Source organism: Paraburkholderia sediminicola, from assembly GCF_046026895.1.
GTDB lineage: Bacteria > Pseudomonadota > Gammaproteobacteria > Burkholderiales > Burkholderiaceae > Paraburkholderia > Paraburkholderia sediminicola_C.
This window is the reverse complement of the sequence record NZ_JAQQEU010000029.1, coordinates 22,474-37,074: the sequence shown is the minus strand read 5'-3', so window position 1 is coordinate 37,074 and position 14,601 is coordinate 22,474. Positions and strand designations below refer to the sequence as shown.

The following is a 14,601-nucleotide window of genomic DNA, read 5'->3' as shown; positions in this document are numbered from 1 at the left end:
CGCGTTACCCCGCCAATACCTCTTCATAAAGCCCACGATACGCATTCCCCAACGCCGGCCCGGAAAAGAGCCGTTCATACCGTTGCCGCGCGGCCGCACCCATCCGCGCCGCAAGCGCCTCGTCGCGCACCAGTTCATTGACCGCCGCCGCGAACTGCACCGGCGACGCCGGCGGCACGACGAAACCGGTCACCCCATGCTCGTTCACATACGAGGTGCCGGAACCCATCTCGCAGCAGACCAACTGCTTGCCGAACATTTCCGCTTCGACGAGCACCATCCCGAACGCCTCCCAGCGCGAGTGCGACGGCATCACCAGCGCGCGAAAGCTTTTGCGACATGCGTCACAACGAATTCGAATTTTCCGTCGGGATGCGACGGTCATGCGACCGCGACTATATCGCCGATAACTGGCAGCAAATGGAACGCGCACCCAGCAACGCGCCGCCGGAGATCCCGTTCTGGCGCGCGCGCCGCATGCTCGCAGAGCTGCGTTCCGGGCAAGGGCAGGAGTGCACCCGCAACACCGCGCGCGTGCGGACAGCCCAGCGAACTGGACCCCACCCGACCCATTGCCACCGGGCTTCGAGCCACGCGAATATCTCGCTGCCAACCCCGACGTGCTCGCAGCGGGTGCGAATCCGGCCGAACCACTACATGCTTTTCGCCGGCATGAAGGACGTCCTACCCGCTGATTTGCAGTGCCGGGCCTCCGCATCCTGACCCGATAGATGTGCGTAACGAGGGGCCCGCGGACGCAGCGCCGTGAAAGATTTGGGATATGCCCGTCCATGTAAGTGAAATGCTAGGATGGCGCGCTTAATCCATCTATATCGCATATGCATCCTACCGATTCCGTCGACGGACTGTCGCAACGCCGCCAGCTCGCGATATGCGTTGTCATCGTCATACTCGCCCCGCTGCTGGTCAAGGCACCGCTGCTGTTCAACCTCTTGATCTCCGATCCGGTCGCGCTGTACAGCGGAATCGCCACCAACCTGCTGCCGGGACCGATGGGCGGATTTCCTCCGTACCCGACCATCGATCCCAACATCGCCTTCACCAGCCACGCGCTCGGCTACCGCGCGGCCATGGAGGTCCTGGCCGGGCACCTGCCGTGGTGGAACCACCTGGAAGGCGTGGGCGCTCCTCTAGCGGGCGAAATGCAGGCGGCCGCGCTGTCGCCGCTGAACATGCTGCTCGCGCTGCCGGACGGCCAGCTCTACATGCACCTCTCGCTGCAGATCATCGCCGGGCTTTCGACCTGGGCGTTGCTGCGCAAGCTTGGATGCGCGCCATATGCCGCGCTTGCAGGCGCGCTGGCGTACGAATTCAACGGCACGTTCGCGTGGCTCGCCAACGCGATCGTCAATCCGGTTCCGTTTCTGCCGATGGTGCTGTACGGCATCGAAAGTCTGCACGAACGCCTCACGGCGGGGCGCCGCGGCAATGTCGCGTGGATCATCATCGGTATCGCCGCTGCGCTCTATGCGGGCTTTCCGGAAGTCGCGTATCTGAATGGGCTGCTGATCGCGGTCTGGACACTGGTGCGCACGGCATCGCTGCCGCGCGCGGTGAAACTGCGTTTTCTGGTCCACGTCGGCGTGGGCGGACTGGTCGGGCTGGCCATCGCGGCGCCCGTCGTGCTGGCCTTCTTCGATTACCTGCCCCTCGCCAGTGCGGGCGTCCACGAAGGCGACGGCTACGCGACCGTGTACATGCAGCGCGCCACCGTGCTCGGCACCTGGATGCCCTATGCGTTCGGCGGCATTTTCCAGTTGCCGGGCACCGAGGGTTTCTGGGGGGCGATTGGCGGCTACGCCGGCTGCGCGCTTTCCGTGCTGGCGTTCTATGGGATGTTCGGCAAGCGCCTGCGCAGTTTGCGGATCGCGCTCGCGGTGTGGGTTGTCGTGACGCTTGGCATGACTTACGGCGTACCGGGCATCCATTCGCTCGTGCGCGTGATCCCTGGGCTTAAGTTCGCCGCATTTTTCCGCTACTTCCCGCCGTCGTGGGAACTCGCGCTGTGCGTGTTGTCGGCGCTCGCATTGACGGATCTCAATTCGCAAGTCCGCTCGACGCGCCTGAAGCTCGCGGTCGTGGCCACCACCCTCGCGTGTGTGCTCAGCCTGGTGCCGATGGTCCACCACGGCATCGTGCCTGTGGGGACCATCGCTCGCGGCGGTGCGGTGTTCGGCCTCGCCATTCTGTTTGCCCTTGCGATCATCGCGTGGCGCGCCGAAGAGATCAGGTCGCCGAGCGCGGCGCTCGCGACGGTGCTGATCATCGAAAGCGTGGTGTATTTCCTGGTGCCGACGCTGAGTCATCCCCTGCATTCGACCGTGCACCTCGCGGGCGTGCAATACCTTCAGGACCACCTGGGCCTGAACCGCTTCGCGACGTTCGGGCCGGTCGCGCCGAACTATGGCTCGTATTTCGGCATCGCGTCGATCAACTATAACGACCTGCCCGCACCCAAGGACTGGGGCAGCTACATCAACGCGCATCTGGACAGCAACCAGGCCCCCATTCCCGGCAGCACGCGTATCGATCCGAAGGGGCCATCCGCCGCGGACAGCCTGATCGCGAATCTGGATGCTTACCAGCGCATCGGCGTGCGCTACGCGCTGGTGACGAGCAACATCGATTCCCCCGACTACGCGGGTCTGCGCCGCTATCTGGCCAGCACACCGAAGCCGGCGCTCAAGGAGGTGTTTCACGACGAGGTCATGCGGATTTTCGAACTGCCCTCTCCGGCGCCCTACTTCAGCGCGCCCGGCTGCACGTTGACGCCGCAGGACCGTGATGCGGTTCAGGCGCAGTGCGACGCGCCGTCGAAGCTGTTGCGTCTCGAGCTGTTCATGCCCGGCTGGCGCGCCACCGTGAACGGCAGCGACACGCCGATTGCGCGCAGCGGAGAAATCTTCCAGCAAATCGAGTTGCCGGCAGGCCATTCCGAGATCCGCTTCGCATTCCTGCCGATGCACATGAAGTGGGCCTACCTCGCCTTCGCGCTCGGCTGCCTCGTGTTCGTCATCGACGCGCTGTTTGGCCTGCGGGATCGAAAGGCGCGAGCGGCTGCCTGAGCGCGCCACCTCGCCCGCCTCTGAATGGCGTGCTGTGCGGTTCGTGCACGGCGCGCCGCCCTCCCCGCCATTCGGACCTCAATACGGCTTGAGGTAAAATTGCCCAAACGACGCTGCTGTCCCGGCGCCGCCTCACCCGTTCACAGGCGGCCTTCGCCCAACGCAAGACGCCACCTGAAAGCACTCCATAGAATATGGTTGAAACTCCCGCGATTCGCATTGCCGTCGTCATTCCCTGCTACAACGAGGCCGCTGCAATTGGCGCCGTCGTGCAGGACTTCAGGAAAAGCCTGCCTGCGGCCGACATCGTCGTTTTCGACAATAACTCGAAAGACAACACGGCCGAAGTCGCCCGCGCCGCCGGAGCCCAGGTGATTGCCGTGCCGCTGCAAGGCAAGGGCAACGTCGTGCGGCGCATGTTCGCGGACGTCGAGGCGGACGTCTTCGTGATGGTGGACGGCGATGCGACCTACGACGCCTCGGCCGCACCGATGCTCGTCGACCTGCTGATCGAGAACAGGCTGGACATGGTCGTCGGCTCCCGCCTGAGCGATGAGCAGACCGCTTACCGGCTGGGTCACCGGTTCGGCAACGTGTTGCTCACGCAATGCGCGGCGACGATTTTCGGCAAGACCTTCATGGACATGCTGTCGGGCTACCGTGTGTTCTCGCGTCGCTATGCGAAGACCTTCCCTGCGCATTCCAAAGGGTTCGAGATCGAGACGGAACTGGCGGTCCACGCGCTGGGCATGCGCATGCCCGTGGCGGAAGTCGAAACGCGCTATTCATCGCGGCCCGAAGGCTCGGAGAGCAAGCTCAACACCTATCGCGACGGTTTCCGGATCCTGGTGATGATCCTGAAGCTGTTCAAGTCGGAGAAGCCATTTGCTTTTTTCACGGCCGGCTTCGTGGTCTGTACGCTGCTGTCCATCGCGCTGGCCATTCCGGTCTTCACCACTTATGTTGAAACCGGACTCGTACCGCGTATTCCTACTTTCATTCTCAGTACCGTGCTGATGCTGCTGGGCGCGATCCTGCTGATCTGCGGGATCGTGCTCGACACGGTCACGCATGGAAGAAACGAACTGAAGCGCATTGCTTATCTCGCGATCCCCGCTCTGCGGTCCCGGAGCCACAGTGCCTAGATTGCACAGCGAATTCATCCGCTTCGCCATTGCCGGCGCGATCGGCTTCGTGGTCGATGCGGGCGTGCTCTACGCAGCGCTGGCGCTCGGCTGCGGGCCCTATGTGGGGCGTGTGATCTCGTTCATCAGCGCCGCGTTCGTCACCTGGCAGATCAATCGCCGCATCACCTTCGCGCCGAACCAGCACGTGTCCCTTTGGCGCGAGTGGTGTCAGTACCTGGCAGCGATGTCGCTCGGCGGCGTGTGCAACTATGGCGCTTATGCAGCGGCGCTGCATCTTCTGCCTCACGGTGCGGCGAGCCCGCTGCTGGCCGTCGCCGTCGGTTCGATCGCCGGCATGTTCGTGAACTTCGCCACCGCCAAGCTTTGGGTATTCAAGGCGGCCTCGCAAGAGAACGCTGAATGACCGGCTATTGGCCGTGGATCGACCGGCGCTCGACGAGCAATGGACTGACCCCGCTCCGGCCATACCGCACGTATAGCCGGATGCCCGCACGGCAAAAACCGGCTACCGCGCAAGGACCTCTTCATAGAGCGCGCGATACGCGTTACCCAATGCCGGGCCCGAGAACAGCCGTTCATACCGTTCACGCGCGGCCGCACCCATGCGCGCCGCAAGCGCTTCGTCACGGACCAGTTCACTAACCGCCGCCGCGAACTGCACCGGCGATTCCGGCGGCACGACGAAGCCGGTCACCCCATGCTCGTTCACATACGAGGTGCCGGAACCCATCTCGCAGCAAACCATCGGCTTGCCGAACATTTCCGCTTCGACGAGCACCATCCCGAATGCTTCCGAGCGCAGGTGCGACGGCATTGCCAGCGCGCGGCAGCCGCTCAGCAGCGCGACCTTCTCCTCGTGCGATACCTGCCCCGCGAACACCACGTTCGACGCGCCCACCTGCTTCGCCAGTTCGGTCAGCCGCTCCATCTCGGGCCCGGAACCGGCGATCACGATTTTGCAAGGGATCGACGGCGCCGCCTCGATCAGCGTGTGCAGCCCCTTGTAGTACCGCAGCACGCCCAGCGCCAGCACATAGGGCCCGGTACCGAGCTTGAGGCGGTCGAGACAGGACGGCGCAAAGCGGCCCAGTTGCGGGTCGTCGCGATAGTCGATGATGCCGAGCGGAATCGCCTTCAAACGCTGTTTATCGACGACGCTGGTCAGCACCGCGCTGCTCTGCGCGTACACGGCCGAAGTCGCGACAACCGCCGACATCGAGCGCAACGTCGAGCGCATCAACGGTCCGTACACATAGCCGAGCGCGCGCTGGCGCACCACGTCGGAGTGATAGGTCATCACCGCCGGCTTCTGCGCGCGTCCGAGCAGATGCAGCACGTCCGCGAACGGCCACGGAAAGTGGAAATGCAGCACGTCGGCCTGTTCGGCCTGCGCGCGGTATTGGCGCAGCGACTCGAAGCCGCCGAGATCGCACGATGCCGGCGCGGCCCACGAGCGCGAGCGCGTGACGACGCCCTCGGGAAACCGGATGTCGCGCGGCACCGGATTGGGCGACAACGTGAAAATGCGCGGATCGACGCCGCATGCGCGCGTGGACAGGCTGATCTGCCGGATCGCTTCCTGCAGGCCGCCCGGCGGGTCGGGAAAATACGTGCGATAGATGTGGAGAACTTTCATGCCGTCGCCACTCACGCAGCCGCGTCCAGCGAAGCCGGACTGCCGTTGCTCGCGGCACGGCCGCTGAACGTGATGGCCAGCATCTTGTCGAGCCGCGCTTCCCACGTGTTCTCGCCGACGGCCGCGCGCGCCTCGTCCGCACTCAGCTTGCCGCGCGCCAACTGCCTGTCGATGGCCGCGACGAACGCGTCGAGGTCGCCGCCCACTTCGAGACCCACGCGCGGCTCCTTCGCGAAATCGAGCGGGGTCGACACGACCGGCAAGCCGGCCGCGAGGTACTCGTAGAACTTCATCGGGAACATCGAGCGGGTGTAGTCGTTCAGCAGCGTCGGCAGCACGCCGACCTGCATGCCGCGCAAGTACTGCGGCAGTGTCCGGTAAGGGCGATAGCCGAGCAGATGCACATTCGGCAAGCGCGCCAGTTGCGCGAGCATCTCGCTGCGCTGCCCTTCGCGCTCTTCGCCGATGATCACCCACTGCCAGTGCGGCCGCGCCTGCGCCGTTTGCAGCAGCAGCGGAAAGTCAACCTTGAAGTCCGACAGCACGCCGTGATACACGAGGCGCGGCTCGGGGATCGCGGCAAGCTCGGCCGGCACCGGACCTTCGGCGCGCGCTTCGCCGAAGTGCGCGTCGTCCACCACGTTGCCGAAGAAATGCGTGTTGCGGTTGAACGCCAAGCAGGTTTCCTTCAGCGACATCGCGGTCGTGAACACCGCCTCGCAGCGGCCGAGCAGCGCCTGCTGCGCGCTGCGGAACGCCGCCACGTCGACACCCGGAATCTCCGCGATATCGTCGACGCAGTGATAGACGAGCGGGCCGCGCGGCAGTGTCCCGATCGCATCGAGCATGTACGGGTGATACGTCCAGACCACCGGCTTTTTAAAGCGCCGCGACCTGGCGAAACGGCTCACGGAAAAGCGCAGCAACGCCTGGTTCAGCGCGCGCACGAACGGCAGGTGATGGCCGGCCGGCACCATCAACGGCGACAGCACCCAGACGTTTTCCGCGCGCTGCGGCGGACCCAGCACGAGCGACTGCACGCCGCGCCACAAACGGCGCCACAGGCGCGCCCAGTCGCGGCCGCTGCCGACCTTCGGCGAACGGAAGCCGACGCTCTCCACATACAGGATGCGCCAGCCGCGCGCGGCCAGAATGCTCGCCGTGTGCTGCTTGTTGGTCCAGTACGGTTCGTCCCAATCGGCGGTGGAAAACAGCACGCAGTCCTGGGCGGCCAACGCGGTGTCCTTGCCGTCAACCAATGAACACCTCGACCGGTCGTCCCTGCAGACTCGCGACGATGCGCTGCGCGGCCAGCCCGTCGCCATACGGATTCGCACGATTGCGCAGCGCGGCGCGCCGCGCCGGGTCGTCGAGCCAGCCGCACACCGCGCTTTCGATAGTCGCCGCGGCCTGGCCGGCCAGCGTCGCGAAGCCGGCGTCGACGCCTTCGCGGCGTTCGGTGTGATTGCGCATGACGACCACCGGTACGCCGAAGGTCGGCGCTTCTTCCTGAATGCCGCCGGAGTCGCTAACGACAACCGCACTGCCGCTGATCAGATGCAGGCTGGTCGGATAGTCGACCGGCTCGATCAACGCGAGGTTCGCAATGCCGTCCAGTTCGCGATGAACGGGCGCGCGCACGGACGGATTCAGATGCACCGGAAACACCCAGCGGTAGTCGCTATAGCGCTGGCACAGATCGCGCAGCACCCGGCAGATGTCCTGCAGCACGTCACCGAAATTCTCGCGCCGATGGCAGGTGACGAGAATGTGCTCCTGCTGCGCGCCATGCCATTCGGGCAGCGGACTGCGCGGCGGCGTCGCGGCCCAGCTTGCGCGCACCGCGGCTATTGCGTCCACCACCGTATTGCCGGTCACGATGATCTTGTCCGCCGCCACACCTTCGGCGAGCAGATTGCGACGCGCGAGTTCAGTGGGCGCGAAATGCAGCGTGGCGATGCGGCTCAGCAGACTGCGGTTCGCTTCCTCGGGGAACGGACTCGCGAGGTCGCCCGTGCGCAGTCCCGCTTCGACGTGTCCCACGCGGATGCCGCGATGAAACGCCGCAAAGCCCGCGCAAAAGGCCGTCGTCGTGTCGCCCTGGACGATCACCCAATCGGGGTGCACTTCGTCCAACGCGCGATCGAGCGCGGCCAGGAGGCGCGACGACAAGGCGTTCAGCGACTGCCCCGGGCTCATCGTGTCGAGCGTGATGTCCGGTGCGATGCCGAAGAATTCGAGCGCCTGCGCGGCCATGTCCTTGTGCTGCCCGCTCGCGCAGACGATCGTGTCGAATTCGCCGCGCAACGCGCGCACGACCGGTGCCAGCTTGATCACTTCGGGCCGCGTGCCCATCACCACCATGACTTTCATTACAGTGCTTTCCCCGCCTCGACCTGCATGTGGGCGCCCCGGTACTCGACGCCGAGCGCCAGGGGCAGCGTTTTTTCATTAGATGGCGTGACGACGCGAAACGCGCCATCCACCTCGACGATCTGTGTGAGCGACCTGAACCTGAGGAAGTCGAGCGCGGCCTCTTCATGCAGAAAGAGTGGCTTGCGCACCTTGCTTCTGATGTACGCGATGAGCCGTTCGTGCGCATCGATCCGCGCTGCCTCGTCCTGCCAGCCGTACGCGTAGCGCTCGGAGAACGGGTGGTCGAGATAGCCGAACAGCGTGTTGGTCGCGTAGGCGTAGTCGAAGGCCTGCTTGAAAACGGCGAGCGGATCGCCTTCCTTGAGCATGCAGTCGCCGTGCAGCATGCACTGCTGGCTATGGCCGACAAAGCCTGCCGGCAAGCCGGCGAGCGCGCCGCCGCGAGCCGTCAGAAACTCCGGATCGTTGCGGATGATCCCACCGATGCAGCCGTCATAGCCGCCGTCGGCAAGGCCTTGCAGCGCGTACGGCGGCGACTGGTGAAACGGCGACACCGCGTAACGCACCGGAACGCCCGTCACCGCTTCGAGCAGCTCGGCCGATTGACGCCCTTCGGCGAGCGCGGTGTCGTAGCTGCCACCCCAGTTCGGCGCATGCGTGGCCGTGTGCGACAGCACCGCGCCCTGTTGCCGGTCAGCCAGCAGCTCGCGAAGAATGCCGTGCTGTTCCGCGCGCGTCAGATTCTGCGTGTGGACCGCCAGCGTGAACGGCACACCGAGGCGCTGGTAGGCTTGCCACAGCGGCCGCGCTGATTCGATGTCCTCGTCGCAATCGAGCCGCGACGTGATCGCCGCGTCGTAGCCCCATGGCAGTTCGCTCAACACCGGCTGGCACGGCAATGTGTCCGGCCGGTGTCCCGATACGAATTGCTCGACCATGCGCCATTCGAACGAATCGCACGGACCCACCGCGCGGTTGAACCACAACACGCTCGACGCGCCCACGTCCCACAGCGCGGCATAGGAAAACTGCCGCTCGCCGTTCACGACGACCGCCGCCAGTTCCACTTCAGCGGGCACCTGAACCGCTTGCCCGACCGACCAGATCGAGCCGTCGCAGCGGATCGCGCCATAGCCGAGGTTGTTCCATTCGTCGGTGAAGTCGAAGCGCTCGAACGGACGATGCCACTGCTGGCCGCCCAGCGTCTGCGCCAGCGCGCCATAGCGCACCGCCGCCGCGCTTTCGCGCGCTTCGCCCGACGGCGCCGACGCGCCGCGGCTCGCGGCCGCCAGCCCGGCCGGCAAGTCCGCCGCCTGGTAGCGCAGATAGTCGGCGAGCGCGAGCGGCATGTGACCGAACACCACCAGCTTGCGGGGCCGCGCGATCAACCAGGCGATCAGGTCCGCGCTCCAGCCATCGGGCGCGTCGACGGCGACCAGCAGGTCCAGTTCGACATCGCGCAGGGTGCCGCGCGAGATCGCTTGCGCCTGGCTCGCGCTGACCGAGCGCCGCATCGCCGCCAGCACGTACTGCCCGGCTTCGGCCGCCGGGTCGGGAAACAGCACGCCGATCATGCGGTCACCACGTGGCGGAACTTGGCCCGGCTGCCGACCCGCACGAAATCGTCGTGGCCGACGTAGGCGATCGTGAATGCGTCCTGCCAGAAGTGACGCAGCTTGGCGCTCGTCTCTTCCGCATTGGCCGACGGTTCGAGCACGATCCGCAAGGTCGGCGGCGTGGTGCGCAGGTCGATCTGAAACTCCTGAATCCCTCCGACGCGATGGTCCAGCATGTCCTGAATGTGGTGCGTCGGGTGCGCCACGCCGTTGATCGGCACGACGTCGTGAATCCGTCCGACCACGTCGGTCAGGACGAAGCCCTTTGCCGTTTCCTGCACGCGCGAGAGGTCGCCCGTTGCGTAGCGGATCAGCGGCATCAGCCTGTTGCGGAAGCCCGTGAACACGAGTTCATGCGCGCCGTCCGGGTTGTCTTGCGCCACGCGGCTTTCCGGCCAGCCTTCGGATTCGAGAATCTGGAAGCCGCCTTCATGACCGTCGAGTTCGTAGGCCATCACGCCGAGTTCGGCGAGACCGTAGCGATCGATCACCCGGCAGCGCAACGCCGACGCAATCATCTCGCGCGCGTGCGGTTCGAGCAGTTCGCCGCTCGACTCGAACACCTGGAACGCCTTGCCGCCGCCGTACTTGCGCTGCACGTAGCATGCGAGCGCGTACATGGTCGACGGATGCGAATGCGCGAGATACGGCTTGCGGCGCTTCAGCGTGCGCCACATTTCTTCGAGACCCTGGTCGTCGATGCGGTCGAAAAATATGTTGCTGCGGTTCATCGCGAAGCATTTGAAGTCTTCGCGCGACGGCCACTCGGGCACCACCTGATCCGGGAAACGGCACGCGAAGTGCAATTCCGAACGATGGCGCAGCTTGCCGATCCGCTCGCGGCAGTAGTTCGTGACCGCCGACGAGTAATCCGCGCCTTCCTGGTCGTAATAGATGACGGTGGACAGCCCCGTCGAGCCGCCGGTCTTGCACACGTGATGACGCCCCGCTTCGAGCGGCGCTGACAACAGGCGCGGCCCCTGCTCGCGGATGATGTCCTTGGTCAGATACGGCAGTTCATCCAGATAACGCGGATCCTGCCTGACCTTGGCCGGATCGAACCGCAATGCCAGGAACAGATCGCGGTAATACGGCACCTTCGCGCCGGCGAATTCGAGCATGCCCGCGAGACGTTCCTGCGCGATGCGGCGGCGATGCGGCATCGGCAGCGTGTAGTGGTCGCGCAGCTCCTGGATCTTCGGACGCACGCTGCGTTTTTCGCGGCTCTCGGCGATCGGATACGCGATATAGCCGCCCGCGAAACCCTTCAGCGTGCGAAACGGTTGACGCACGAGCAGGGATTCGGAGTAGCGCAGAAATGGATGGTTAGCTCGCATGAAATTCGAACCTTGTTGCGCCTGTGGCGCGCCTATGTTGCGTGTCGGGGCCGTGCCGCCGAGTTGCGCCTTTGGGTTACGCCTGTCCGGCTTGCGCCGCGCGCGCCGAATGATTGTAGAGGCCGCGAAGTCTCGCCAGGGAGCGGAAAGTTTCGCGGTGCGCGGAACGCGTCGAGGAATGCGCGCGAAGGGCAACGACGATATGCCGCTGCCCTTCGTCGCTTCGCGCCCTTGCGCATCCAGTTGCGGCCGCTGCCGCTGACTCGCCTGCGATCTCAGTGCGGCAACTGCGCGGCGTGACTGATGAGCGGCGCGTCGCTCTTTTCCGGCGGGCTCACGGGTTCGTCCGCGATCATCCGGCCGTGCTCCATCGAGATCTTGCGGTTGCACACGCGCGCCACCAGCGACGGATCGTGCGACGCCACCACCAGCAACGCTGCCTTGCCGACCAGGCCCTCCAGCCGCTCGGCGGCCTTGATGCTGAACTCCGCATCGCCCACGCTGAGCCACTCGTCCATGATCAGGATGTCGGCTTCGACGCTGGTCGAGATCGCGAACGCGAGACGCAGCATCATCCCGCTCGAATAAGTGCGCACCGGCAGATTCAGGTAATCGCCCAATTCGCTGAAGTCGGCGATCTCGTCGATCTTGCCGCGGATGCGCGCCGGCTTCAGGCCGTCGAGAATGCCGCGCAGATAGATGTTCTCGAAGCCGGTGGCATCCGGGTCGAGACCCATCGACACGTCCAGCAGCGACGCTATCTTGCCCTGTACCTTCAGTTCGCCGCGCACCGGCGCGTAGACGCCCGACAGCGTGCGCAGCAGCGTCGTCTTGCCGGAGCCGTTGTGGCCGATCAGACCGATGCGTTCACCTTCGGTGAAGCTGAAGGTCAGGTCGTCGATCGCCTTGACGATCGCATGGCGGCCAGCATCCTGGCCGATCCGGCCACCCGTCGTGAGATTGAGCACCGCCTTTTTCAGCGAGCGGTGGGAGTTCTCGTAAATCGGAAATTCGACGGAGATGTTACGAGCGACAATCGATGAAGAACTCACCATATCAAAGCCAATAAGGAACGCGATTACGGAAACGTTTCATCAGGAATTGCGCGAACGCAAAGCCGACGATCAACAGGCCGATCGACCAGGCCCACGACTCCCAATGTGTCGGACGGCCGGTGAGCGGCGCGCGCACCGTTTCGATCAGGTGATACAGCGGGTTGTATTCGGCGACCCAGGAGCGGTCCTTCAGGATTTCCGGCGACCACATGACCGGCGTGAAGAAGAACACGACCTGGATCAGGTTGGTGACGATCGGCGGAATGTCGCGAAAGCGCGCGCACAGCACACCGAGCGTCACGCCGAGCCACACGCCGTGCAGCAGCAGGATCAGCAGCGCGAACGGCACCAGCACGAATTCCCAGCCGGGCCAATGGCCGAACACGACCAGCAGCACCACCACCACCGGCAGGCTGTGCAACAGGATCACGAAGTTACGCCACGCGATCCGGCACACGTGGATGGTGAGCGGCAGACGGATCTGCTTGATCAGATAGGCGGAGCCGATAAAGGCCGTGCAGCCTTCATTGGCGACCGCGGCCAGGTAGGCCCACACGACCAGACCCACCGCGAGATACGGCAGATAGTCGGATATTTCCTGATGCAGCAAGGTGGAGTACAGCGCGCCCAGCACGGCCACCATGATGATCGTGCTCAGCGTGAACCAGAACGGCCCAAGCACCGAACGGCGATAGCGTTGCCGGATGTCGTGCCAGCCGAGCGTGCCCCAGACCCGCACCGATTTCATGCCGACGATCAGATCGTCGTTCTCGGTATGACGCGTCAGGTCTTCGGTGTTGTTGGTAAAGCTGATATCCATCTCAAGTACGTCCGTAAATGTCTTCAAAGCGGACGATGTCGTCTTCGCCCAGATATTCGCCGCTCTGCACTTCGATCATCACGAGCTCGACCACGCCCGGGTTTTCGAGGCGATGTTTGTGACCCGCCGGGATATAGGTCGACTCGTTGGTCGACACGAAAAACTCCTTCTCTCCGTTGACGACCTTGGCCATGCCGCTCACCACCACCCAGTGTTCGTTGCGGTGATGATGCATCTGCAAGCTGAGGCTCTGGCCCGGCTTGACCACGATGCGCTTGATCTTGAAGCGCGGGCCTTCTTCGAGCACCGAGTACGTGCCCCATGGCCGATGCACGGTGCGATGCACCTTGTAGGTTTCATGGCCGCGCGCCTTCAGCTCCGCGAAAATCTGCTTCACGTCTTGCGCGCGGTCTTTGTGCGCGACGAGCAGCGCGTCCGGCGTGTCGATCACGATCAGGTTCTCGACGCCCACCGCGCCGATCAGCCGGCCGCTCGCGCGCAGATAGCATTGCTTCACGTCGAGCAGCAGCGCTTCGCCTTCCACGCGGTTGCCGCTCGCGTCGGCGGGCGACAGGTCGCTCAGCGCGGTCCACGAACCGACGTCGGTCCAGCCGAGATCGCAACGCACCACCGCCGCGTGCTCGCACTTCTCCATCACCGCGTAGTCGAACGAGACTTCCGGCACCGCGCCGAAGCTGCCCGGTTCGAGCCGCACCTGCGCGCCCTGCTTGCCCGCCGCGGACGGCGACTTCTCCATGCACTCGGCCGCTGCGCTGAGAATCTCCGGGCAATGCTGCTGCATCTCCTTGAGAATCGTGCCCGCGGTGAAGCAGAACATGCCCGAATTCCACACGAACTTGCCTGACGCGAGATACTCGCGCGCCTTCTCGAGCGACGGCTTCTCGACGAAGCGCACGACCTTGTCGCCATCCGCCTCGATGTAGCCGTAGCCGGTTTCAGGCGTGAGCGGCTGCACGCCGAAAGTCACCACCTTGCCCGCCTGCGCAAGCTTCTGCGCTTCGGCCACCGCCGCCGCGAAGGCGGCCTGGTTCGCGATCAGGTGATCGGCGGCGAGCACCAGCATGACGGTCTGCTCGCCGTGCACTTTGGCCGTATGCATGGCCGCCGTGGCAACCGCCGCCGCCGTATTGCGGCCGAACGGTTCCAGAATGAACGAAGTGGCACAGCCCTTCGCGTTCACCTCGCGGAAATCGTCTTCGGTTTTGAAGAACAGCTCGCGGTTGGTTACCGTCAGCACTTCCTTCACGCCGGGCAGCGCCACCGCGCGCAGGAAGGCCTTCTGCAGCAGGCTCTCGCCATCCGCCAGACGGATGAACGGCTTCGGGTGCGACTCGCGCGACACGGGCCACAGTCTCGACCCCGCTCCGCCACATAGGATGATCGGTAACAAACTCACAGAGTCCTCTCAGTACCGTATTTATACGCAGCCGCGCCGACCATGGATATAGTCAGCACAACCCATTGAAGTCAGCAGGGTGGTAACCCTGCGCGCGCCGTGACTGTGCC

At 64.7% G+C, this 14,601-nt stretch carries 12 protein-coding genes; 3 read left to right on the top strand and 9 right to left on the bottom strand.

Annotated features, from left to right (window positions below):
* Window positions 1-4: 4 nt before the first annotated feature.
* The gene (locus PQR02_RS20775; protein ID WP_408235041.1) at window positions 5-385 is read right to left on the bottom strand and encodes a glycosyltransferase; all 381 of its coding nucleotides are present in this window, start codon (window positions 383-385) and stop codon (window positions 5-7) included.
* Between the two features lie 454 nt (window positions 386-839).
* On the opposite strand from PQR02_RS20775, the gene PQR02_RS20770 reads away from it, so the two are divergent.
* The 3 genes from PQR02_RS20770 to PQR02_RS20760 all read left to right on the top strand — a co-directional run bounded on the left by PQR02_RS20770 (window position 840) and on the right by PQR02_RS20760 (window position 4,637).
* On the top strand, window positions 840-3,086 hold the full coding sequence (locus tag PQR02_RS20770) for a hypothetical protein (RefSeq protein ID WP_408235038.1): 2,247 nt from the start codon (window positions 840-842) through the stop codon (window positions 3,084-3,086).
* Between the two features lie 194 nt (window positions 3,087-3,280).
* A complete protein-coding gene (locus PQR02_RS20765; RefSeq protein ID WP_408235035.1) occupies window positions 3,281-4,231 on the top strand; it encodes a glycosyltransferase family 2 protein in 951 nt (316 codons plus the stop codon).
* A complete protein-coding gene (locus PQR02_RS20760; RefSeq protein ID WP_408235032.1) occupies window positions 4,224-4,637 on the top strand; it encodes a GtrA family protein in 414 nt (137 codons plus the stop codon). The genes PQR02_RS20765 and PQR02_RS20760 overlap by 8 nt, the downstream gene beginning before the upstream one ends.
* Before the next feature lie 102 nt (window positions 4,638-4,739).
* Here PQR02_RS20760 and PQR02_RS20755 read toward each other — a convergent pair whose 3' ends face one another.
* The 8 genes from PQR02_RS20755 to PQR02_RS20720 all read right to left on the bottom strand — a co-directional run bounded on the left by PQR02_RS20755 (window position 4,740) and on the right by PQR02_RS20720 (window position 14,491).
* The gene (locus tag PQR02_RS20755) at window positions 4,740-5,870 is read right to left on the bottom strand and encodes a glycosyltransferase (protein ID WP_408235029.1); all 1,131 of its coding nucleotides are present in this window, start codon (window positions 5,868-5,870) and stop codon (window positions 4,740-4,742) included.
* 11 nt (window positions 5,871-5,881) lie between these two features.
* Window positions 5,882-7,129, bottom strand: a complete 1,248-nt coding sequence (locus PQR02_RS20750; RefSeq protein ID WP_408235026.1) for a glycosyltransferase — start codon at window positions 7,127-7,129, stop codon at window positions 5,882-5,884.
* Complete coding sequence (wecB, locus tag PQR02_RS20745; RefSeq protein ID WP_408235023.1) at window positions 7,122-8,243, bottom strand: non-hydrolyzing UDP-N-acetylglucosamine 2-epimerase; 1,122 nt, start codon at window positions 8,241-8,243, stop codon at window positions 7,122-7,124. The genes PQR02_RS20750 and wecB overlap by 8 nt, the downstream gene beginning before the upstream one ends.
* Window positions 8,243-9,820 (bottom strand): polysaccharide deacetylase family protein, encoded by a 1,578-nt coding sequence (locus PQR02_RS20740; RefSeq protein WP_408235020.1) that lies wholly within the window; start codon window positions 9,818-9,820, stop codon window positions 8,243-8,245. Before PQR02_RS20740 ends, wecB begins: the two co-directional genes overlap by 1 nt.
* A complete protein-coding gene (locus PQR02_RS20735; RefSeq protein WP_408235017.1) occupies window positions 9,817-11,199 on the bottom strand; it encodes a phenylacetate--CoA ligase family protein in 1,383 nt (460 codons plus the stop codon). Before PQR02_RS20735 ends, PQR02_RS20740 begins: the two co-directional genes overlap by 4 nt.
* A 275-nt stretch (window positions 11,200-11,474) precedes the next feature.
* Window positions 11,475-12,251 carry an ABC transporter ATP-binding protein gene (locus PQR02_RS20730; RefSeq protein ID WP_408235184.1) on the bottom strand — a complete coding sequence of 259 codons (777 nt, stop codon included), beginning with the start codon at window positions 12,249-12,251 and terminating at the stop codon, window positions 11,475-11,477.
* A gap of 4 nt (window positions 12,252-12,255) precedes the next feature.
* Window positions 12,256-13,074 (bottom strand): ABC transporter permease, encoded by an 819-nt coding sequence (locus tag PQR02_RS20725; protein WP_408235014.1) that lies wholly within the window; start codon window positions 13,072-13,074, stop codon window positions 12,256-12,258.
* A gap of 1 nt (window position 13,075) precedes the next feature.
* Window positions 13,076-14,491, bottom strand: coding sequence for a mannose-1-phosphate guanylyltransferase/mannose-6-phosphate isomerase (locus PQR02_RS20720; protein WP_408235011.1), 1,416 nt, complete (start codon window positions 14,489-14,491; stop codon window positions 13,076-13,078).
* Between the last annotated feature and the right edge of the window lie 110 nt (window positions 14,492-14,601).

What these genes read in the sequence shown, in the direction of transcription:
- PQR02_RS20775 (WP_408235041.1), bottom strand. Translation starts at nt 385, where the DNA reads ATGACCGTCGCATCCCGACGGAAAATTCGAATTCGTTGTGACGCATGT.
- PQR02_RS20770 (WP_408235038.1), top strand. Translation starts at nt 840, where the DNA reads ATGCATCCTACCGATTCCGTCGACGGACTGTCGCAACGCCGCCAGCTC.
- PQR02_RS20765 (WP_408235035.1), top strand. Translation starts at nt 3,281, where the DNA reads ATGGTTGAAACTCCCGCGATTCGCATTGCCGTCGTCATTCCCTGCTAC.
- PQR02_RS20755 (WP_408235029.1), bottom strand. Translation starts at nt 5,870, where the DNA reads ATGAAAGTTCTCCACATCTATCGCACGTATTTTCCCGACCCGCCGGGC.
- wecB (WP_408235023.1), bottom strand. Translation starts at nt 8,243, where the DNA reads ATGAAAGTCATGGTGGTGATGGGCACGCGGCCCGAAGTGATCAAGCTG.
- PQR02_RS20740 (WP_408235020.1), bottom strand. Translation starts at nt 9,820, where the DNA reads ATGATCGGCGTGCTGTTTCCCGACCCGGCGGCCGAAGCCGGGCAGTAC.
- PQR02_RS20735 (WP_408235017.1), bottom strand. Translation starts at nt 11,199, where the DNA reads ATGCGAGCTAACCATCCATTTCTGCGCTACTCCGAATCCCTGCTCGTG.
- PQR02_RS20725 (WP_408235014.1), bottom strand. Translation starts at nt 13,074, where the DNA reads ATGGATATCAGCTTTACCAACAACACCGAAGACCTGACGCGTCATACC.